A 20,386-nucleotide genomic window follows, 5' to 3' on the forward strand; every position below is an offset into this window, starting at 1 on the left:
ATACTTCCCTTCTCTATTATATTAGGAATATATGGAAAGAAACTAGTCCTTTTACAGAATTTTTAGAATTTATTTACAGAAGACTAAAAAAGGCCTTTACCAGACCCTTTTCGTTAAAGCTCTTTGCTCATCACCACGTCTGTTTCTTGAAATCCGGTTCGCTCATATAGCTTTCGCGCCGTCTGATTATGGGCAAAGACGTGAAGGGACAGCTTCCGGATTCCCATGCTGCGGGCCGTGTTATCTAATGCTGCCAATGCTTGCTTTGCGTAGCCCTTGCCCCGATACGGTTCATATAACCCGAAATCGTAAATAAACGCTTCCTGCTGCGGATGCTCCGGTTCAGCATGGATCCAGAGCCAGCCAACGATTTCCTTTTCATTCAGCGTGAGGCTCCACAAATGGTGATGGGGGGTTTCCAGCCCTCTCGGAAGCAGATCAGTAAACGTCTGCCTAGACAAAAGCTGTGCGTCTTCAGGCAGCCATGCTCCCGCTTTTACCTTTTCTTCCGCGTAATGCTTTGTTGTGTACGTGAGATAGGACCGAAATTCTTCTGTCTGCATCGGGGTTAGTATCATTGTCATATCATCTCTCCTTCATATATTGACTAGAGGATTTTACATAAAATAGAAAGAGGTGTTACTATCAGAATAAGCAACTGAGATTGATAAGTCACTAGAGAAAGGAGTTTCACATGAATAAGATTGCACCTGCAGAAATCGCTAGCATGCTCAACGATTGGTACCTTGCTATCAAGAAACATGAAGTGGAAGAGTCCTCCCGTTTATTTGAAGAAGTGAAGCCTTTATTGGATGACATGGAAGAGGATCAGGAGGTGCTTGCCTACTTCTCCTTATTGGAACTGCGCCACAAGGTTCTGCTTCACGAGGCGAGAGGACAGGGCTTTCAGCATGAGGAGCCTTCTCATATGAATGCTACGTCTGACATGCTGAAATATTACTTTTTTCTGTTTGAAGGCATGTATGAGGCCTATAAAAATAATTATGATATTGCCATTGGGCTGTATAAAGATGCAGAGCAGTATCTCAACAACATTCCCGATCCGATTGAGAAAGCCGAATTTCACCTGAAGGTCGGAAAGCTCTATTATAAGCTGGGACAAAATATTGTGTCCCTCAATCATACACGGCAAGCGGTCAAAACGTTCAGAGAAGAGACTGATTATAAAAAGAAGCTGGCTTCAGCCCTGATTACCATGTCAGGCAATTTTACCGAAATTGGGCAGTTTGAAGAAGCTAAAACATATTTGGACGAAGCAATTCGGATCACAAGAGAATTGGAGGATCATTTTTTTGAAGCCCAGCTTTTGCATAACTTCGGACTTCTCCATGCGCAAAGCGGCCAATCAGAACAAGCAGTCTCCAAATTAGAAGAGGCCTTGCAGAACGAAGAGTATGCCCGCTCCGCCTATTATTATCATTCTGCCTACCTGCTGATACGAGAGCTGTTTAAGGTCAAAAAGAAAGAACAGGCCTTATCTTATTACCAAGAAGTGAAGGAAAAATTGGCTGCTGAGCCGAATAGAATATGTGAGGCAAAAATAGACATTTTATATGCCATTTATGCAGAAGGGGGTCATGCGGAAACGTTTTACTTATGCAAACAACATATGGATGACTTGTTGTCCGAGAAAGAGTATGACAGTGTAAGAGAACTTTCCATTTTGGCTGGCGAACGGTATAGGGAACTTGAGCTTTACAAAGAAGCTGCCCACTTTTTTTATGAAGCATTACAAATTGAAGAACTGATTAAACGAACGGAGGTTATATAAATGAAAAAATTTTTGATTGGCGCAGGCGTCGCAGCGGTGATGTTATCAGGTTGGTTTATTGCGGACCATCAAACCCATTCACAAGAGATGAAAGTCGCTGAGAAAATGATTGGATAAATGAAAAACCCCCGCGGGTGCGGGGGTTCAATTTAACGAAAGAATCCTAAAACGGTTTGTAGTTTTAGGATTCTTTCATCTTTTCAGCGTGATTGAAAACCCTTGAAGTCTAGGAAGAACGAGCATTGGAGCGCAGCGAATGTTTGGAATTCGTGAGCACCGAAGCGCAGGCCTGACAACGAATGCGAGGGTTTGTCGACACGCTGAAACCCCCGCGGGATACGGGGGTTTTCTTATTACAGGAGCTTCTTCCCTAGCAGAGATTCTACGAGCTCTACTGCTGTTTTGCCCGTTTTGTTTTTGTGATCAAGGATCGGGTTAACCTCAACGAATTCGGCTGAGGTAATAATGCCTGCGTCATACAGCATTTCCATAGCCAGATGGCTCTCCCGGTAGCTGATGCCGCCGACGACAGGGGTTCCGACACCCGGTGCGTCGTTCGGATCAAGTCCGTCCAGATCTAGGCTCAGATGGACGCCATCACATGCTGATAAATAATCAAGGGTTTCTTCAATGACCTTTGTCATACCAAGACGGTCGATTTCGTGCATCGTATACACCTTCATGCCGCTTTCCTTAATGTACTTGCGCTCCCCTTCATCAAGTGACCGGGCGCCAATGATAACGACGTTTTCCGGTTTGATTTTAGGCGCATAGCCTTCAAGGTTAACCAGTGACTCGTGGCCAATGCCGAGGCTGACCGCGAGCGGCATGCCGTGAATATTGCCGGATGGTGAAGTTTCAAGTGTATTCAAGTCGCCGTGCGCGTCATACCAGATGACGCCGAGATTATCGTAATGCTTTGCTGTGCCTGCCAGCGTGCCGATCGCAATACTGTGGTCACCGCCCAGGACAAGCGGGAATTTTTTCTCTTCGATGACTTTGTTGACCTTTTGTGCGAGTTTTTCATTTCCCGCCAAAACAGAATTCAGGTTTTTCAATTCCTCGTCATTTTTGATCTTTTCGCGGTTGATCGGAATGTCACCGAGATCTTCAACCGTATACCCCATGTCTGACAGCCGCTCAATCAGATGAGCGTAGCGGATGGCACTCGGGCCCATATCCACTCCGCGTCGTGCTTGTCCTAAATCCATTGGCATTCCAATAACCGAAATCGTTTTATCCATCTGTGATTCCACCTCAACATTTAAGATAATGTCCTATGCGGGTTCTAACAAAGATGACTTGCGGACAACGTTTTTAAAGCTCTAGCTGACGATTTGCCTGCTGGCGTTTTTTAATGACGACATGATAAATGATGTAGCAAATGATCATAAACGGTACGCCGCAATACAGCGCGATACGCTGCTCCGGATCAAATGCGAGGCTGATAAGCACGACTGTATTTAACGTCAGACCGATCAGCGGAAGCACCGGATACAGCGGTGTTTTGAATTTCAGATCTTCTGTCTTGCCGCCTTCGCGGATATATTTGCGTCTGAACATGATTTGAGAAAGCGAAATCGTAATCCAGCCGACCTGCGCGCTCATGCCCGCCAATGATAACAGCACCATATATACGGTTTCAGCCTGCGCAAACTTTGTCAGAAGTGATAGGCAAGCCACAGCCATCGTTACGATTAACGCATACATCGGTACACCGCGCTGATTTGTTTTGCCGAGCGCTTTAAAGGCCTGTCCTTCATTCGCCATCGCGTACAGGATACGTGTTGATGCGTATAAACCTGAATTCGCAACAGATAACAGTGCGATTAAAATAACAAAGTTCATGATATCAGCAGCATATGGGATTCCAATTTGCTCAAATACGGCAACAAACGGACTTTCCACGACTCCCGCCTGTTTCCACGGAATCATGCCGGCAATGACAACGATGGAAAGAACAAAAAATACAAGCGTTCTCCAAACTGTCTGTTTGATCGACCTCGGAATCGTTTTTTCAGGGTCTTCACTTTCTCCGGCCGCAACCCCGATCAGCTCAGTTCCCTGGAACGCAAAGTTCACGGTAATCATCGTAATCAGCATTGCCTTTATGCCGTTCGGAAATAACCCGTCTTCATAAAAATGCGTCAAAAACGGCGCATGCTCTCCGCCCTTCAGATCAATCAGGCCAAACATGGCGGCTCCGCCGAGAATAATAAATAAAAGGATAATCAAAATTTTAATGCCTGAGAACCAGAATTCAGATTCCGCAAAGGCTTTTGTGGTGATCGCATTTAGAATAAACATCAGAGCTGCAAAGACCAGACACCAGATCCACACGTCTATATGCGGAAACCAGCGTTGCATCAGCTGCCCCGCTGATAAGAATTCAATGGCGCATGTAACCGCCCAGCCGAGCCAGTACAGCCAGCCGAACGCAAATCCGAAGGCCGGGCTGATAAATTTTGTCGCATAGGTCTGGAAGGACCCCGATACAGGAAAGGCGACTGCCAGCTCTCCTAAGCAGAGCATGGTCAAAAACATGATAAAGCCGCCCACTAAATAGGACAGAACCGCGCCGAGCGGTCCCGCTTGGTTAATGGTAAACCCGGTTCCAAGGAAGAAACCGGTTCCGATCACTCCGCCCAATGAAATCATGAACAAATGGCGTGATTTCATTGTCCGCTGGAGCTGATTTCCGTTATCTTGGTTTGTATTCACATTCTGCACCCCTTCAGCAACTTGTATTGGATCTAAGCTGGAACATCTGCATGGTGCTATCCCAGTTTGCTGTCCAAAGAGCCTCTATCTATTTAATATAAAATTCACTTCTTCTCATAAAGATACATTATACTAAAATACTGTAGCTGAGCAAATAGGGAGTGCTGATTTTTCTGTTGTAAATTTATACAAACGAAGTGAATATCCCTTCATGGTGCGGGTTTATGCGTTTTGCAACACGTGCTTGATTTTCTCTATCGCCCAATCCAAATCCTTTTTGGAAATGATTAATGGCGGTGCAAAACGAATAACAGTATCATGCGTTTCCTTGCATAAAAGCCCTTCTTCCTTCAAACGCTCACAATACGGACGTGCCGCTTCTGTCAATTCCACACCGATAAACAGCCCTCTGCCACGGACTTCTTTAATGATAGGGCTGTCAATGCTCTCAAGTTCGCTTTTAAAGTATTCGCCAAGCTCAAGAGAACGATCCGCCAGCTTTTCATCCTCCAGCACTTCTAATGAAGCGATAGACACTGCACATGCAAGCGGGTTTCCGCCAAATGTGGAGCCGTGTGATCCCGGGTTAAACACGCCTAAGATCTCGCGGTCCGCCGCAATGCATGAGATCGGGAACACACCGCCGCCAAGCGCTTTGCCCAAGATATACATATCCGGAACAATGCCGTCCCAGTCACAGGCAAACGTCTTGCCTGTACGTCCGAGACCCGTTTGAATTTCATCCGCAATAAACAAGACATTCTCTTCCTTACAAATCGCCGCCGCTTCCTGTAAAAATCCTTCAGGCGGAATGACAATGCCCGCTTCGCCTTGAATCGGTTCAAACAAGAATGCCGCTGTATTCGGCGTAATGGCCTGTCGAAGCGCTTCCACATCGCCGTAAGGAATGAGTTTGATCCCCGGAAGCATCGGGCCGAATCCTCGTTTATATTCCTCTTCAGAAGAAAGAGATACCGCCAGCATCGTGCGGCCGTGGAAGTTCCCAACACACGCGATAATTTCCGCTTGATTGTCTGCTACGCCTTTCACTTCATACGCCCAGCGTCTCGCCGCTTTCACCGCAGATTCAACCGCTTCGGCTCCTGTATTCATCGGCAGAATCATCTCTTTGCCTGTCAGCTTAGCTGTTTTTTCGTAAAACGGCCCAAGCTGATCGTTGTGAAACGCGCGTGACGTGAGAGTAATTTTATCAGCCTGATCCTTCAATGCCTGAATGATTTTCGGGTGTCTGTGACCCTGGTTTACCGCAGAGTAAGCACTCAGCATATCCATATATTCATTGCCTTCCGGGTCCTTTACCCAAGCACCCAGCGCTTCAGAAATGACAATCGGGAGCGGATGATAATTGTTGGCTCCATAATGAGACGTCTGATCAATAATTTCTTTGGATTTAGATAAAGCTGGCATATTTGAATTCCCCCTTGTTTTCTGTTTCAACATGTTATCCTGCTTTCCCTTTATATAAATGCAAGTTCTGTGCCAAATCAAGAATTCGTGTGTTTTCTACAATTTTCGAGGACAAGGTGCAAAAACATTCTGATATTTCGAGCAAAAATTTCAGTAAGAGGGCAAAATTCTTTTGCGGTTCAAAAGCATAAAAATAAAAAGGCATAATCTGAATGGCGATTACGCCTTTTAGTCCTTAGTGCAGCTCTTTTTGATATATGAAATAAGATGCGAATACGGATAAGAGTATACTACCTATTGCCGCTATAAAAATAATCGGCTCGGTAAAAGACTCAGGAATAAATGCAGTTAAAACAATAATGATTCCGGCTAGAACAAATATTCTTGAACTCAATCTATGTGTAAGCCTCCATACATTTTCACTGCTTAATGTCCAAGGAGTTCTAATTCCCAAGAAAAAATTCGGTCTAACCTGCTGAATAAAATTACCAAAAACCATAAATATAGCTCCAAGAATAAATGAACCTAAATATGGAATAGGAAGTTTAATACCCAGCCCCGTCAATATTGTAATCAAATTAATGAGAAATAAGACGAGAAACATGGTATTAAAAATAGATAAGTATGCACGAGTAAAGGTCGGATAGTTTCGTCGGGGATCAATTTTAGGAATAAGCACCATAAGAATATATTGTACTATCATTATACCTACCAACGTTGCTATGGCCGTAGGTTTCTTTGAAAAGTCATCTGCTTCACCACTTATACCCCAGTGTGTTGCCAATTCATTAGGTAAGTGTGAATATGTTATAACCCAAGCTAAAATTGTTAAGGCTATCATAATTAGTGCAAAGAAATATTTTTTCATCATTCTCCACCTTCCTTCTTGTCATGGTCTGTATCTGTAAGGGAAAAAAACCAGCCAATAAGATCTTGAAGTACAGTAGTATTTAAAGAATAAATAATAAATTGTCCCTTTTTTTGGTCTCGTACTAAATCAGTGTTCTTTAAAATATTTAAGTGATGAGAAATACTAGGTTTTGACATATCAAATTGGTCAGCAATTTGCCCGGCTGTTAAATCTTGTTGTTTTAACAAATCCAAAATCCTTCTCCTTGTAGGATCGGCCAGAGCTTTAAAAGCCTTATTCAAATAATTCTCCCCCCCTTTGGTAAACATTAGGATTTAGATATTTACCTAAATAATAAAACATTTTATTTTTCCAGTCAATATATAACACCAGTATTTCCTTCCTTTACGATAAAACGATATTAGGATTAACTGTAATACAAATCCTAAGTGCAAAATTCTTTTGCATATCCTCTCCGTTTTTTTATAAAATAGAAGCAATATTAAGAAAATAATTGAGGGAGGTTCATACAGTGGTCAAGGACAGCGAATTTCTCACATTGGTTTTTCAGAGCATTTTAGATGAAATCGATGTTGGCCTGCACGTAGTGGACGAGCATGGTAACACGATCGTTTATAACAATAAAATGATGCAGATTGAAGATATGGAGAAGCATGACGTCCTGAATAAAAACCTGATGGATGTGTTTATGTTTTCAAAACAGCAGGACAGTACGCTGGTACAGGCTCTCCAGGAAGGCAAGACGATTAAAAATGTGAAGCAGAGCTACTTCAATAATAAGGGCCAGGAAATCACGACGATCAATCATACCTATCCCATCGTCCAGGACAGCAAAATCAAGGGCGCCGTTGAAATTGCCAAGGATGTGACAAAGCTGGAACGGCTGATTAGGGAGAATATGAACAAAAAGGGCAGCACCACCTATACGTTTGACAGCATCCTCGGCACCAGCGCGGCCATTCAAGACGTCATCGAAAACGCCAAGCGGGCAACCCGCACGTCATCATCTGTCCTTCTCGCAGGTGAAACCGGCACGGGAAAAGAGCTGTTCGCGCAAAGTATTCATAATGGCAGCGATCGTTCAGGCGGCCCGTTTATTTCGCAAAACTGCGCGGCACTGCCAGACAGCCTTGTGGAAAGCATTTTGTTTGGGACGAAAAAAGGCGCGTTTACCGGCGCTGTCGACCAGCCCGGCCTGTTTGAACAAGCCCATGGCGGCACGCTGCTGTTAGATGAAATCAATTCGCTGAATCTCAGCCTTCAGGCAAAGCTGCTGCGCGCCCTTCAAGAACGGAAAATCAGGCGTATCGGTTCAACAAAGGATACTCCGATTGATGTACGTATTATTGCTACGATGAATGAAGACCCAATTGACGCGATTGCCGGCGAACGGATGAGGAAGGACTTGTATTACAGGCTGAGTGTCGTGACGCTGATCATCCCGCCGCTTCGGGAACGAAAAGAAGACATTTTGCTTCTCGCGTCGGAGTTCATTCAGAAAAACAACCATCTGTTCCAAATGAATGTTGAACACATCAGCGAAGACGTGAAGCAATTTTTTCTTTCTTATGACTGGCCGGGAAATATTCGTGAGCTTGAGCATATGATCGAAGGCGCCATGAATTTCATGACGGACGAGCAAACGATTACAGCCTCCCATCTGCCCTATCAATACCGCATGAAAATCAAGCCGGCTGACATCCCAGAGCCGGAAACACCAAGACACCAGCCAGCCGCGGACTTAAAAGAAAAAATGGAAAGCTTCGAAAAATATGTGATAGAGAACGTGTTAAGAAAACACGGCCATAACATCTCGAAAGCTGCTCAGGATCTTGGCATCAGCAGACAAAGCCTCCAATATCGGCTGAAGAAATTTTCTCACTCGTCTAACGAATAATCCGGGGCAGGAAGCCTGATCAGAACAACAGTGCCTCTGCCGATTTCACTTTTCACGTCAATCGTCCCATTGTGGCTGTCGATAATCGATTTCGTTATGGCAAGGCCTAATCCCGAACCTCCATATTTTCGGGAGAATGCTGAAAATGAAGGTATTTGCAGCTAACAGTCATTTACTGCTGTTTCACGTGTAACATCCATCTTGTATTTTTCTTCATATTCGATATATCCTTTTCAACTGAACGGGCGTGACCCCCGTTCAGTTTTTTTGCATATCAAAACAGCCTGGCAAACGATGCCAGACTGTTTGATTAACTTCCTAATTGGTCTGCGGACGACAGCTTGATGTCAACAGATTTTTCTTTTCCGCTGCGGTAAAACCTCACCTTCACCCGATCACCGACTTTTTTCTGATAAAGCCGTTTTCGCAGATCAACAATATCATTTACTTTGTATCCGTCAAATTCCGTGATGACATCGAGTTCCTTCAGTCCTGCTTTTCCGGCAGGTGAAAAGGCGTCTACGCCCATCACAACCGCTCCATTGGTGACGTTCTTAGGAAGCTTTAATGTTTCATCCCAATGATAGCTTGCGATATCGCTTAAGGATTTCATCTCAATGCCAAGGAACGGGCGTTTGACCTTTCCGTATCTCTCTAAATCCTCTATCACAGGGATCACGAGCTTAGACGGAATGGACAGGCCAATCCCTTCAACTGCTGACTCGGCAATTTTCATTGAATTGATGCCAATGACCTTCCCATCCATATTTAACAAAGCGCCGCCGCTGTTCCCAGGGTTAATGGCCGCATCTGTTTGCAGGACTTCTGCGTTCCAATCAGGCTGTCCGTCACCGTTTGAATCCACTGGGATCGCCCTCTCCGTACCCGAGATGACGCCTTGTGTGACAGAGCCAGCAAACTCAAGGCCTAACGGGTTCCCGATCGCAATAACCGGCTCCCCAGACTTCACTTTATCTGAATTTCCGAAATCGGCGACTGCTTTAATCTTATCGCTTTTCACCCGTAAAACGGCAAGGTCCATCAGCTGGTCGCTGCCGACAAGATCAGCTGATACACGTGAGCCGTCTTTCAAGCTGATTTCAATTTGGGAAGCGCCTTCGATGACATGATGGTTGGTCACGACATAAGCGGTATGGTCATTTTTCTTATAGATGACGCCAGAGCCGCTCCCAGCCTCGCCGCTCTCTCCCCGTATATCTGATTTTTGGATGTTGACAACACCGACAACGGCGGGCGACACATTGCTGACAATCTTGGTGACCGTATTATTGACACTGACATTCACCGTCCTGATTGATTCCCGGCCGTTGTTGTTCTGCTGCTGATCTAAAGCGCCTGTATCTAGCCCTTCATTTGAAAGGTACGGCATGATAAACGCCATTAATACGGCACCGACAATCACGCCGATCAGACTTGAAAGAAAATATCCTTTTTTGCTTCTCTTTGGCTGTTCAGGAGTAGTATGTTCTTCCTCACGTTCGTAATCCACCATATTCCATCCTTTCCAAGAACGTTAATATGGTTATATTGTGGGTTAGAAACTCCTAGAATAGTCATGATTTACATAGAAAAATTATACAGCGCAAAGCGGAGTGGCCTTCTTCGGATCGGTGTCGTATAAGTCAAATGTCTCACCCGTCACAAATCCTTTAGAAGCCAATGTCTGCTGTACAGACATCCTTGCCAGCTCCTTCATGTTGTTGTCCTGGCTTAAGTGCGCCAGGTAAATACGAGACGTCTCATCGCCAATGACATCCGTCATCGCCAAGGCAGCATCTTCATTTGAAACGTGCCCGACGTCACTTAAAATCCGCCGCTTAATGCTCCACGGGTATCTTCCCATTTGCAGCATGCCGACATCATGATTGCTTTCAAACACAAACACATTCGCTGAACGGATAATGCCTTTCATCCGGTCGCTGACATATCCCGTATCTGTCATTAACGCGAGCTTTCGGCCGTTATAATGGAATACATAAAACATCGGCTCGGCCGCATCGTGGGAAACGCCAAATGATTCAACATCAAGTCCGCCGAACGACTTCACTGTTTCCATCGGAAATACAAACTTTTGATCGGTGTCAATTTTCCCGATTTGATTCTCCATCGCTTTCCAAGTCTTCTCATTCGCATAGATCGGAAGCTTGTACTTTCTGGCGACCACACCAAGGCCCTTAATATGGTCACTATGCTCATGCGTCACAAAAATGCCGTCTACATCATCCAGCTTACGCCCGATCTGCGCCATCAGCCCGTCCATCGCTTTCCCGCTCAAACCGGCATCCACTAAAAATGCGTGATCCTCTGTTTCAAGGTAAAACGCATTTCCCGTACTCCCGCTCGCAAGTACGCTAAATTGCAAGCTCATGTCTGTCTCACTCCATTATTTTCATTGATCTGTATCTAAAATCGTACTCTCCAAAGCATTCACAGTAAAATACTCTTGTACTGTCTTTTTCTCGCCGTTCACTTTTTTATCGTACTCGACTGTAATTCTCCATACCGGCGCCAGCACCTGCGTACTTGTCAGCGGATATTGTGCTACATAGCCGAATTTACAGCTCTTCACAGTGCTGTATTCTTTTAATTGATTTTGATAGTACAACAGCTCAACCGCATCCATTTCAGTAATTAAGCTTTCTTTCTGGATTTGCTTGAAGGTCTCAAGCGTTGTCTGGTCGTACGACACAACCTCGTTTTTACCGTTTAAGTGCAATACCACTTGCCCGATCATATTAGAGGGATTATCGGTCTTTTGGTAAATATAATGGCCTTCGTACGTTTGGAAGAAAATAATTTCTTTCTTCGATTTATCAACCTTCCAAAGCTTATATTTTTCGCCATCTTGAATCTTCGAAGAAACAAGTGCCTGCGCATCGTCTTCGATATTCTTCTTTGACAGGGCGATTGGATTTGCAAACTTCATTTTCAGGCTCGTTACTTTATGATCATCACTAGGCATGTCCATCAAAGGCTTTTGATCCTTCAGCGCCTCAATTTCCTCCTTGGTGAAGGCTTTTTGATTTGCTGTGATCCGATAGCCTTCTGTCGCTTCCTTATTCAAGCCTTCATACGTGATATGATCGGCCCTCATGTCGTGCTCGACATCATTTTTAATGACTTCATATTCCTTGCCGGTAGCCTGCCATTTTTGAAAAAACTGATAGCCTAAGAAAATATCTAAAATGAGGAAGGCAACGATGAAGATTGATTTTGTCTTATTCCACTCCACTGTTAGCCTCCTCCTTTTTCAATAAGTCCTTTGTAATCGGCACAATTTTTCCATTTACTTTCATCGCCCAAACCGGTTCCAGTTCAACGAGAGGATCATCGTTGGTTGATGTGGATACCAATTGATAAGCAAGGAAGATCTGATCAATTTTGTCCGTATCATAAGCGGTTTGTCTCGAAAGCAGCATCTTCACTTCACTGCCGCTCATCAGCTCTGTTTCACTTGTTTTAATCGGATTCGTTCCGAGACTGTAATTCGGCCGCTTATAGCTGAGAATGTCATCATTCGCCCATTGCACCGTAATCGCCGATGTTGCTCCGAAAGGTTTGGTGGTGCTGTTAATGACCGGGAGCTGATCCATAAAGATATAGAAGCTCAGCTGCTGGCTGTCATTGATACTGAAAAATTGATAGTGATCCGTCCAGCTTCCGGTATCCTCAAGGTATTTTTGGCTCTTTTTGATTAATTCTCCCGTTTGATAGGATGTGCTCTGCACCAAATTGCGCTGCTGGAATTGCACCTGGCGCTGGCTAAGATTCACATCTAAACGGCTGATCCCATCTGTCAGTACATTTCTGTTGTTGTAATTCGAATCTTCCCTTACAATGCTCGGATCGCTAAACAAAGCCTGTTTAAAGGTATTTGTTTTAATCGATTCAGTGACAAATTCTTTTTTGTCCATCGTAAGCGGTTTGTTTGGCAGCAAGAACTCTTTCTTTGAGCCAATGGAGAACAAACTGAACGCCGGCATATTTGATTGCCTGTTTTTCAAGTCGTTCATAATGTTCCGGTAGTTTGCCGACTCAACCGTCACTTCAAGAATGAGCTGTTTGCTGTAAGACACCAAATAGATTTTCTTGTTCGCTTTTGTTTCATTGAACGGGATCAGAATATGATCAAACGAACTGTATTCAAACGACTGATTAGACCATTTAAACAGCGTTTGGAAAATATCAATCGGGATCGTATCGCTGAATTGCAAATCAAGCTTGGCCTCAGAACCGCCTATACCATAAAACCAGCTCTTGAATCCAGACTTGTCATACTGATCCGAAATATCTTTAATTCCTTTTACATCCCAATGCGGCAAGTCAGACCAGATTTCTTCATAGAGGGCATTGTCATCCACTTTGTAATGAGCGCCGTCATCATGGATAAACATGTCTCTCGGCCTTACCGTTTCAGACAGCTTTTGGGTCGTTTTTTCGATTTTATGTTTCTCACGCACGGTAGACTCTGTTGAGGATGAGCCTTCAGAAAAGTTTGGCTGGAACGTCCATATCCCCCATGTAAAAACAAGACTGATGACGACGAGTACGGTAAGTAATATCGTTTTTATATTTTCACGCTTCATCCCAATCATCCTCTTGCTCCTCTTTATATGGAAGAGTAAATGTAATCGTCGTGCCTTTTCCTTCTATGCTGTCCGCCCAAATATCTCCGCCGTGCGCCTGTACCATTTCCTTGGCAATCGCCAACCCCAGGCCGGTGCCGCCGAGCTTTCTCGTTCTCGCTTTATCCACCCTGTAGAAGCGGTCAAAGACTTTTTCGACATCTTTTTTCGGAATGCCGATCCCTTCATCCTTCACGCTGATATAGAGCAGTTCTTCCTCTTCATTGACATCAATCGAGAACGTGACATGTCCGCCTTCGGGTGAGTATTTTAATGCGTTAGAAATAATATTATCGAGCACCTGCGTAATTTTATCCTGGTCAATCTCGACGTACAGATTTCTGTCCGGCAGATTGCGGATAAACTCCACATGCTGCTCTTTTGTCATTTCAAAACGGTCAATAATAAGCGACATAAACCGGACAATCTGAATCCATTCCCGGTTAAATTGATAATCCTTACTGTCAAATTTCGACAGCTGAAGCAAATCATTGACAAGCCGGATCATACGCTCTGTTTCATTTTGCGTCACCATCAAGAAGCGCGGAGCAATGTCTTTATTTTCCCACGCGCCTTCAGCTAACGCTTCTAAATAGCTGCGCATTGTCGTGAGGGGCGTCCGCAGCTCATGTGATACATTCGCAACGAATTCTCTGCGTTCCTGATCCATTTTCTCTTGTTCGGTTACATCATAAATGACAGCGATTAAACCATCAATTTTGCCGTGTTCCCTTTGAATCACAGAGAAATTCACGCGAAGCACCGTTAATTGATCATCGCGCTCAATTTCAAGCAGCATAGAATCCTGCTGCTCCACCAAATCTTCAAAAGTATAATTCTCTTGAAGCCCCAGCAAACTCGTAATCGGCATTTCTAAGGCTGTTTCACGTGAAACGTTCAACAGCTCCAGCGCCGGGCTGTTTAAGAGAATAATCGCTCCGTTTCGATTTGTGGCGATAACGCCGTCTGTCATATAGGCAATAACAGAGGCTAGCTTTCTTCGTTCCCCTTCAGTCATCGCCTGAGCATCTTCAAGTTCTCTCGTTAAGTGGTTAAACGTTGTGGCGAGCTGACCAATTTCATCATGCCCGTACTTTTTAACCTTCCTCGAGAAATTCCCCTTCGCAAGCTCCATCGCCTGCTTTCGCATATCTGAAAGCGGGTGGGTAATGGTTCTTGCCAGAAAAATACCGAGAAGAGCCGTCAAAACGAGTGCCAAACCTGTGCCGGACGCTAGTATCGTGTTGATTGTCTTCATTTGATTAAAGACATCTTCCATACTCGCGACAACATAGATCGCGCCGACAACCTCTTGGTTTTCAGTCATGACGGGCTTCGCGGAAATAAGAACTCTGATTTTGCTTTTCGGATCATAATATTTTCTTAAATACGACTGTTTGGTGGAAAAAATCCTCTTAAAAATCAGATCGGTCGTTTGTTTCCCTGCCACTTCTTCACCATACGGCTTTGAAGAACCGACCACTTCATAGCTTTTATCTACAAAACTAATTTCCCGAACCTCATCACTTTTCGTGAAATCACTCAGGATACGGCTGACGTCATCCTTTATGACAGTGCTGTCGTTATCGCTCTTATATTCTTGTTCGATATAATAAGAAAGGTTGTCGATTCGCTGATTCAGCGATTGTTCATAAGAGCTGATCAGCGACTTCTCTACCTGATTGACAAAATACACACCAATGATTTGCATAGCAATGATGATCAAAAGCACATAAATCAAGGTAATCTTAAATTGGATCGACCGAAAAAAACCAACCTTATTCATATGGGCATTAGTCCTGTTCTGGGTTTCTCAAGTAATAACCTACACCGCGGCGTGTGACGATCCAATTTGGATGGCTCGGGTTGTCCTCAATTTTTTCACGAAGCCGGCGGACTGTTACGTCAACCGTTCTGACATCGCCGAAGTAATCATAGCCCCAAACGGTTTGAAGCAAGTGTTCACGGGTCATCACTTGTCCGATATGTTTTGCTAAATAATGAAGCAATTCGAACTCACGATGAGTCAATTCGATTGTTTCATCTCGTTTTGATACAACGTACGCGTCAGGGAAGATGACGAGAGAGCCGATATGAATCTCGTTAGAGGAAGGCTCTTCCTCCGCAGGCGCTGTTGTCAGCTGGCGGCGCAGATTCGCTTTTACACGCGCCAGAAGCTCGCGTGTGCTGAATGGTTTTGTGACATAGTCATCAGCACCGATTTCGAGTCCGATAACCTTGTCAATTTCTGAATCCTTAGCCGTCAGCATAATGATTGGCATATCGTATTTCTTTCTGACTTCACGGCATACTTCAACGCCGTCTTTATTAGGTAGCATAATATCTAAAAGAATTAAATCAGGCTGAAGCTCTTCTACCATTTCAACGGCTTCGTTTCCGTCGTGGGCACAGTGCACCTCATAGCCTTCTTTTCTTAAGTTAAATTCCAATATATCTGCAATCGGTTTTTCATCATCTACTACAAGGATCTTTTTATCCATCATTTTGATTTTCCTCCTGCCGAATGACTTCATTTCATCTATATCACATTCGTTTCATCACTTAAGGCCCATGTAAAGAATGGGTCCTTGTCTATTATAACGGTTTAAGGTCAAAAGATAAAAAAAATAAAGGTTTAGAAAAAAAACACACATTTCACCTTTATCGCCCATTGTTTATCTTTTGTCATGCTGGTCAACTTTTTTTAAAAAAGATAACTTTATTGAAACCTCCCCTCACCGGAGTGCGTCTTTATCAATGACGTCTTCTTCTTTGAACCGGCCGCAGGGCCGGTTCTCCCTTTTTCTTCTATTATAACATTCCTCATGTTTGCCTTTTTCCTAAAAGAAAAAACGCACCTACGATTGCAGATGCGTTTGGTAAGTGGCTCGGGACGGAATCGAACCGCCGACACACGGATTTTCAGTCCGTTGCTCTACCAACTGAGCTACCGAGCCAAATGTTTTATTTTTCTCTACTAAGTAAAGTAAAATGGCGGTCCGGACGGGACTCGAACCCGCGACCTCCTGCGTGACAGGCAGGCATTCTAACCAACTGAACTACCGGACCTTACAGTAATTGCCCGGAGAGCTGTCGTGTCAGCTCTCACAGACAAATAAGGAATTTAGCAATAACGCTAAAGTAAATCAATGACCCGTACGGGATTCGAACCCGTGTTACCGCCGTGAAAGGGCGGTGTCTTAACCGCTTGACCAACGGGCCTTCACGAAATGGTGAGCCATGAAGGACTCGAACCTTCGACCCTCTGATTAAAAGTCAGATGCTCTACCAACTGAGCTAATGGCTCTTAAAGATGTCAGAATTTCTATAGAGCAAACGACTTAGATCTAGTTCTTATCTCGTACTCTATTGAAGCAGTTTCCGTAACAACGAGATTTATAATATCACGAACAAATAGAAGTGGCAATAACTTTTTTGGTTTTTTTTCATATTTTTTTCTCAGACCAACTTATATGCGGGTTTCAAACAAAAAACAAGCCCCTGATATAGGGGCTTGCAGGCATATTCTATTTAGTTCGCACGGTATACACTGCGAAGGACATTTGTTTGTGAACGGTCTGGACCGACAGAGAAAATAGAAAGCGGAATGCCTGTTAGCTGAGACACACGCTCAAGATAATGGCGCGCATTTTCCGGAAGCTCGCTCAAGCTCTTCGCACCTGTAATATCCTCAGTCCAGCCTGGCATTTCTTCATAAACCGGCTCACATTCAGCAAGTGCTTTAAGACTTGCTGGGAATTCTTCAATGATTTCGCCTTTGTAGCGGTACGCCACACAGATTTTCAACGTTTCAATTCCTGTTAAGACGTCAATTGAGTTCAGAGAAAGATCTGTAATTCCGCTCACACGGCGGGCGTGGCGGACAACGACGCTGTCAAACCAGCCGACGCGGCGCGGGCGGCCTGTTGTTGTTCCATATTCGCGTCCGACTTCACGGATTTGATCACCGATTTCATCTTTCAGCTCAGTCGGGAAAGGACCGTCTCCGACACGAGTCGTATATGCTTTTGATACACCGACAACGTGCTGAATTTTGGTCGGGCCGACACCAGAACCGATCGTGACACCGCCGGCAACCGGGTTAGATGACGTAACAAACGGGTATGTTCCTTGGTCGATATCAAGCATAACCCCTTGTGCGCCTTCAAATAATACACGGCGCCCTTCATCAAGAGCATCGTTTAAAACAACAGATGTATCGCAAACGTATTGTTTGATCTGCTGGCCGTACTCATAATATTCGTCTAAGATATCCTCAATTTTAAACCCTTCTGTCTCGTACATTTTCTCAAGCAGACGGTTTTTTTCTTCGAGATTGCGTTCAAGCTTTTCCGCAAACGCGTCACGGTCTAACAGATCCGCGATGCGAATTCCGATGCGGGCTGCTTTATCCATGTAAGCAGGGCCGATTCCTTTTTTCGTTGTACCGATCTTGTTAGCCCCTTTACGCTCTTCTTCCACTTCATCCAATTTCAAATGATACGGCAGAATGACGTGAGCTCTGTTGCTGATTCTCAGGTTATCTGTACTGACGTTGCGTTCATGAAGATACGCAAGCTCTGTGACTAATGCTTTCGGATCTACAACCATTCCGTTTCCGATGACACACGTTTTATCCTTATAAAAAATTCCAGAAGGGATTAAGTGAAGTTTGTATGTGATTCCGTCAAACTTGATTGTATGCCCTGCGTTATTTCCGCCTTGATAACGGGCGATCACTTCTGCATTTTCTGATAGGAAATCTGTGATTTTACCTTTTCCTTCATCGCCCCATTGCGTACCTACTACAACTACTGAAGACATGTCCGTGCACCTCCGTTAACCTTTCAAAACGATTCTATTCAAACAAATCAAGTTTATCAGTGAAGAAACAGAAAGTCAATTGCAAATCCGAACATTAAATTATTGTAAATCTATATTCGTTCGCTTTCATTCGTTTTATAAGCGTTTTCTCACCATTTTGTCATAAAAAGCTTGTGAAACTTTCATCCTTTAGCATGAAAAAGAATTACTTGCCTGATATTCCTTTTGAATTCATAAAAACAACCCGCCAGCCGTCCGGGTCCTCTATCGTCACGCCCCCATTGCTCCAGTACGGATTCTCTGATTCAACCTCTCGATAGCCCATGTGTTTTAGCTTTGAAGTGACCGCTGCCAGTTCCTCTGCATTCGGCACATAAAAAACAAGGAGGCTGTCGGGATGGGGAACGGGGGCATTGCTTTCCCCTTCATACTGAGTGAATTCCAAATGATAATCGGCATGAGGAAGGCCGAACATGACACCGTCATACCCGTTATGCTGTGAAAATTCTCCTATTCGTTTCAAACCCAGTCCCTCTTCGTAAAAACGAACAATCTCATCAAGCTGGCCCGTAGGACGCGCAATTCGGATTTGTGCTGCGTGAAAAGATGAAAAACGGTTTCCCATATTGATACCATCTCCTTTTTGCACCATTTTATTAAAACGCTTTCAAATTTTCATCCGCTGAGCGGACGGTATTTCTTCCGTCTTTCGAACGAAAAAAACCCCAAGAGCAGCTCTTGGGGTTTATGCGCCGGGCGGAACGCCTGCGTCATCAAAACGTCGTTCCAGGTTGACGAATTTGTTGTATTCTTTTACGAACGCAAGAGACACGGTTCCTACCGGGCCGTTACGCTGTTTAGCGATAATGATTTCGATGATATTTTTATTCTCGGTTTCTTTGTCATAGTAGTCATCACGATAAAGGAACGCGACAATATCCGCGTCCTGCTCGATACTTCCTGATTCCCGGATATCAGACATCATCGGACGTTTATCCTGACGCTGCTCAACACCCCGGGAAAGCTGAGAAAGCGCGATAACAGGGACTTGCAGCTCCCTGGCAATCGACTTCAGTTCACGGGAAATTTCTGATACTTCCTGCTGACGGTTGTCCTTTGAACGGCCGCTTCCCTGAATCAATTGCAGGTAATCGATCAAAATCATGCCAAGCCCGCTTTCCTGCTTCAAGCGGCGGCACTTGGCGCGGATTTCACTTACCCGAATCCCCGGTGTATCATCGATGTAAATTCCGCTGTTCGACAGGCTTCCCATTGCCATCGTCAGCTTGCCCCAATCCTCTTCAGTCAGGTTCCCGGTACGGAGATTCTGGGCATTGATATTTCCCTCGGCACAGAGCATACGCATAACGAGCTGCTCTGCACCCATCTCAAGACTGAAAATCGCTACGCTCTCATCGGTCTTGGTCGCCACGTTTTGTGCGATGTTCAGGGCAAAGGCTGTTTTCCCCACTGACGGACGGGCAGCCACAATGATCAAGTCGTTGCGCTGGAAACCCGCAGTCATCCGGTCAAGCTCCGTAAAACCTGTTGGAATCCCTGTGATATCCCCTTTTCGATTGTGAAGCTGTTCGATATTATCATAGGTTTGGACAAGGACGTCCTTAATGTTTTGGAAGGCACTCGTATTTTTGCGCTGTGCCACTTCCATAATCGTTTTTTCCGCTTCACTGAGTAAATCCTCGACCTCATCTTCACGGGTATACCCGTCTTGAGCAATCGTTGTCGCGGTTCTGATTAATCGGCGAAGAATCGATTTTTCCTCAACGATTTTCGCGTAATATTCTATGTTAGCCGCTGTCGGCACCGAGTTTGCGATATCTGTCAGATATGAAATGCCGCCTACTTCTTCCAGCAGGTCTGTGTTCGCAAGCTCTGAAGTTACCGTCACCAGATCAACCGGCTCACCTCGGTCACCGAGCACCAGCATCGCATTATAGATTTTTTGGTGGGACATTCTATAAAAATCATCTGGAATCAATACTTCTGAAGCCAGTGTTAAAGCAGACGGCTGTAAAAAAATAGCGCCTAACACGGCTTGTTCGGCTTCTATATTTTGCGGAGGAAGCCGATCATTCAGAAGGTCTGTCATGCTAAGCACCGTCCTCTCATTAAAAAATCTCCAACCTCCATTCTACCATTTCTACAGAAAAAAAATAGAAAAATTGTCTGTTTCCTGTTTTTTTCAG

18 protein-coding genes, 4 tRNA genes and 2 pseudogenes are annotated in these 20,386 nt (G+C 44.5%); 3 read left to right on the forward strand and 21 right to left on the reverse strand.

Annotated elements, in window-relative coordinates; genetic code table 11:
• Positions 1-113: 113 nt before the first annotated feature.
• Complete coding sequence (locus ACQXR1_RS15095; protein WP_168781450.1) at positions 114-584, reverse strand: GNAT family N-acetyltransferase; 471 nt, start codon at positions 582-584, stop codon at positions 114-116.
• A 110-nt stretch (positions 585-694) separates the two neighbouring features.
• On the opposite strand from ACQXR1_RS15095, the gene rapG reads away from it, so the two are divergent.
• Entirely contained in the window at positions 695-1,792 is a 1,098-nt protein-coding gene (gene rapG, locus ACQXR1_RS15100) for a response regulator aspartate phosphatase RapG (RefSeq protein WP_040081184.1), read from the forward strand.
• Positions 1,793-1,909, forward strand: a complete 117-nt coding sequence (locus ACQXR1_RS15105) for a Phr family secreted Rap phosphatase inhibitor (protein ID WP_014666080.1) — start codon at positions 1,793-1,795, stop codon at positions 1,907-1,909.
• 236 nt (positions 1,910-2,145) lie between these two features.
• On the opposite strand, the gene rocF is transcribed toward ACQXR1_RS15105, so the two are convergent.
• The 5 genes from rocF to ACQXR1_RS15130 form a co-directional block, all read right to left on the reverse strand.
• Entirely contained in the window at positions 2,146-3,036 is an 891-nt protein-coding gene (gene rocF, locus ACQXR1_RS15110) for an arginase (RefSeq protein ID WP_003226959.1), read from the reverse strand.
• Positions 3,037-3,109: 73 nt separating this feature from the next.
• Complete coding sequence (locus tag ACQXR1_RS15115; RefSeq protein WP_014666081.1) at positions 3,110-4,513, reverse strand: amino acid permease; 1,404 nt, start codon at positions 4,511-4,513, stop codon at positions 3,110-3,112.
• 222 nt (positions 4,514-4,735) lie between these two features.
• Positions 4,736-5,941 carry an ornithine aminotransferase gene (rocD, locus tag ACQXR1_RS15120; RefSeq protein WP_205440442.1) on the reverse strand — a complete coding sequence of 402 codons (1,206 nt, stop codon included), beginning with the start codon at positions 5,939-5,941 and terminating at the stop codon, positions 4,736-4,738.
• Positions 5,942-6,176: 235 nt separating this feature from the next.
• Complete coding sequence (locus tag ACQXR1_RS15125; RefSeq protein ID WP_085185985.1) at positions 6,177-6,809, reverse strand: SdpI family protein; 633 nt, start codon at positions 6,807-6,809, stop codon at positions 6,177-6,179.
• Positions 6,809-7,093, reverse strand: a complete 285-nt coding sequence (locus ACQXR1_RS15130) for an autorepressor SdpR family transcription factor (protein ID WP_015715052.1) — start codon at positions 7,091-7,093, stop codon at positions 6,809-6,811. Before ACQXR1_RS15130 ends, ACQXR1_RS15125 begins: the two co-directional genes overlap by 1 nt.
• 230 nt (positions 7,094-7,323) lie before the next feature.
• Here ACQXR1_RS15130 and rocR point away from each other — a divergent pair, with 230 nt between their 5' ends.
• A complete protein-coding gene (rocR, locus tag ACQXR1_RS15135; protein ID WP_430772430.1) occupies positions 7,324-8,709 on the forward strand; it encodes an arginine utilization regulatory protein RocR in 1,386 nt (461 codons plus the stop codon).
• Here rocR and ACQXR1_RS15140 read toward each other — a convergent pair.
• From ACQXR1_RS15140 to dnaB, 15 genes and pseudogenes are all read right to left on the reverse strand, one after another.
• A pseudogene (locus ACQXR1_RS15140) lies at positions 8,691-8,852 on the reverse strand (ATP-binding protein); the annotation flags it as partial. The gene rocR and the pseudogene ACQXR1_RS15140 overlap by 19 nt on opposite strands.
• 18 nt (positions 8,853-8,870) lie before the next feature.
• Positions 8,871-9,000: pseudogene (locus tag ACQXR1_RS15145) on the reverse strand (hypothetical protein).
• Positions 9,001-9,019: 19 nt separating this feature from the next.
• A complete protein-coding gene (htrC, locus tag ACQXR1_RS15150; RefSeq protein ID WP_430772431.1) occupies positions 9,020-10,222 on the reverse strand; it encodes a serine protease HtrC in 1,203 nt (400 codons plus the stop codon).
• Between the two features lie 81 nt (positions 10,223-10,303).
• The gene (locus tag ACQXR1_RS15155; RefSeq protein WP_003226939.1) at positions 10,304-11,098 is read right to left on the reverse strand and encodes an MBL fold metallo-hydrolase; all 795 of its coding nucleotides are present in this window, start codon (positions 11,096-11,098) and stop codon (positions 10,304-10,306) included.
• Between the two features lie 21 nt (positions 11,099-11,119).
• Entirely contained in the window at positions 11,120-11,962 is an 843-nt protein-coding gene (gene walI / locus ACQXR1_RS15160) for a WalRK two-component regulatory system regulator WalI (protein ID WP_014666090.1), read from the reverse strand.
• Positions 11,949-13,316, reverse strand: coding sequence for a WalRK two-component regulatory system regulator WalH (gene walH / locus ACQXR1_RS15165; RefSeq protein ID WP_014666091.1), 1,368 nt, complete (start codon positions 13,314-13,316; stop codon positions 11,949-11,951). Before walH ends, walI begins: the two co-directional genes overlap by 14 nt.
• On the reverse strand, positions 13,306-15,141 hold the full coding sequence (walK, locus tag ACQXR1_RS15170) for a cell wall metabolism sensor histidine kinase WalK (protein WP_014666092.1): 1,836 nt from the start codon (positions 15,139-15,141) through the stop codon (positions 13,306-13,308). Before walK ends, walH begins: the two co-directional genes overlap by 11 nt.
• Before the next feature lie 7 nt (positions 15,142-15,148).
• Entirely contained in the window at positions 15,149-15,856 is a 708-nt protein-coding gene (gene walR / locus ACQXR1_RS15175) for a cell wall metabolism DNA-binding response regulator WalR (RefSeq protein WP_003244363.1), read from the reverse strand.
• 383 nt (positions 15,857-16,239) lie between these two features.
• Positions 16,240-16,312 (reverse strand) — tRNA-Phe (locus ACQXR1_RS15180).
• A 35-nt stretch (positions 16,313-16,347) separates the two neighbouring features.
• Positions 16,348-16,424 (reverse strand) — tRNA-Asp (locus ACQXR1_RS15185).
• A gap of 81 nt (positions 16,425-16,505) precedes the next feature.
• Positions 16,506-16,577 (reverse strand) — tRNA-Glu (locus ACQXR1_RS15190).
• A gap of 9 nt (positions 16,578-16,586) precedes the next feature.
• Positions 16,587-16,662, reverse strand: a tRNA-Lys gene (locus ACQXR1_RS15195).
• A 224-nt stretch (positions 16,663-16,886) separates the two neighbouring features.
• Positions 16,887-18,179, reverse strand: coding sequence for an adenylosuccinate synthase (purA, locus tag ACQXR1_RS15200; RefSeq protein ID WP_014666093.1), 1,293 nt, complete (start codon positions 18,177-18,179; stop codon positions 16,887-16,889).
• 205 nt (positions 18,180-18,384) lie between these two features.
• The gene (locus tag ACQXR1_RS15205) at positions 18,385-18,804 is read right to left on the reverse strand and encodes a VOC family protein (protein ID WP_304592354.1); all 420 of its coding nucleotides are present in this window, start codon (positions 18,802-18,804) and stop codon (positions 18,385-18,387) included.
• A 120-nt stretch (positions 18,805-18,924) separates the two neighbouring features.
• Positions 18,925-20,289: a replicative DNA helicase gene (dnaB, locus tag ACQXR1_RS15210; protein ID WP_003226923.1), complete on the reverse strand. Its 1,365-nt coding sequence runs from the start codon at positions 20,287-20,289 to the stop codon at positions 18,925-18,927.
• Positions 20,290-20,386: the final 97 nt, after the last annotated feature.

Origin of the sequence: Bacillus sp. ATD (genome assembly GCF_050585765.1) — a bacterium.
Taxonomy (GTDB): Bacteria; Bacillota; Bacilli; order Bacillales; family Bacillaceae; genus Bacillus; species Bacillus stercoris.

Bases quoted from the DNA above. Each gene is read 5' to 3' on its own strand.
- ACQXR1_RS15095 (WP_168781450.1), bottom strand. From the start codon at position 584: ATGACAATGATACTAACCCCGATGCAGACAGAAGAATTTCGGTCCTAT.
- rapG (WP_040081184.1), top strand. From the start codon at position 695: ATGAATAAGATTGCACCTGCAGAAATCGCTAGCATGCTCAACGATTGG.
- ACQXR1_RS15105 (WP_014666080.1), top strand. From the start codon at position 1,793: ATGAAAAAATTTTTGATTGGCGCAGGCGTCGCAGCGGTGATGTTATCA.
- rocF (WP_003226959.1), bottom strand. From the start codon at position 3,036: ATGGATAAAACGATTTCGGTTATTGGAATGCCAATGGATTTAGGACAA.
- rocD (WP_205440442.1), bottom strand. From the start codon at position 5,941: ATGCCAGCTTTATCTAAATCCAAAGAAATTATTGATCAGACGTCTCAT.
- ACQXR1_RS15125 (WP_085185985.1), bottom strand. From the start codon at position 6,809: ATGAAAAAATATTTCTTTGCACTAATTATGATAGCCTTAACAATTTTA.
- htrC (WP_430772431.1), bottom strand. From the start codon at position 10,222: ATGGTGGATTACGAACGTGAGGAAGAACATACTACTCCTGAACAGCCA.
- ACQXR1_RS15155 (WP_003226939.1), bottom strand. From the start codon at position 11,098: ATGAGCTTGCAATTTAGCGTACTTGCGAGCGGGAGTACGGGAAATGCG.
- walH (WP_014666091.1), bottom strand. From the start codon at position 13,316: ATGAAGCGTGAAAATATAAAAACGATATTACTTACCGTACTCGTCGTC.
- walK (WP_014666092.1), bottom strand. From the start codon at position 15,141: ATGAATAAGGTTGGTTTTTTTCGGTCGATCCAATTTAAGATTACCTTG.
- walR (WP_003244363.1), bottom strand. From the start codon at position 15,856: ATGGATAAAAAGATCCTTGTAGTAGATGATGAAAAACCGATTGCAGAT.
- purA (WP_014666093.1), bottom strand. From the start codon at position 18,179: ATGTCTTCAGTAGTTGTAGTAGGTACGCAATGGGGCGATGAAGGAAAA.
- ACQXR1_RS15205 (WP_304592354.1), bottom strand. From the start codon at position 18,804: ATGGGAAACCGTTTTTCATCTTTTCACGCAGCACAAATCCGAATTGCG.
- dnaB (WP_003226923.1), bottom strand. From the start codon at position 20,289: ATGACAGACCTTCTGAATGATCGGCTTCCTCCGCAAAATATAGAAGCC.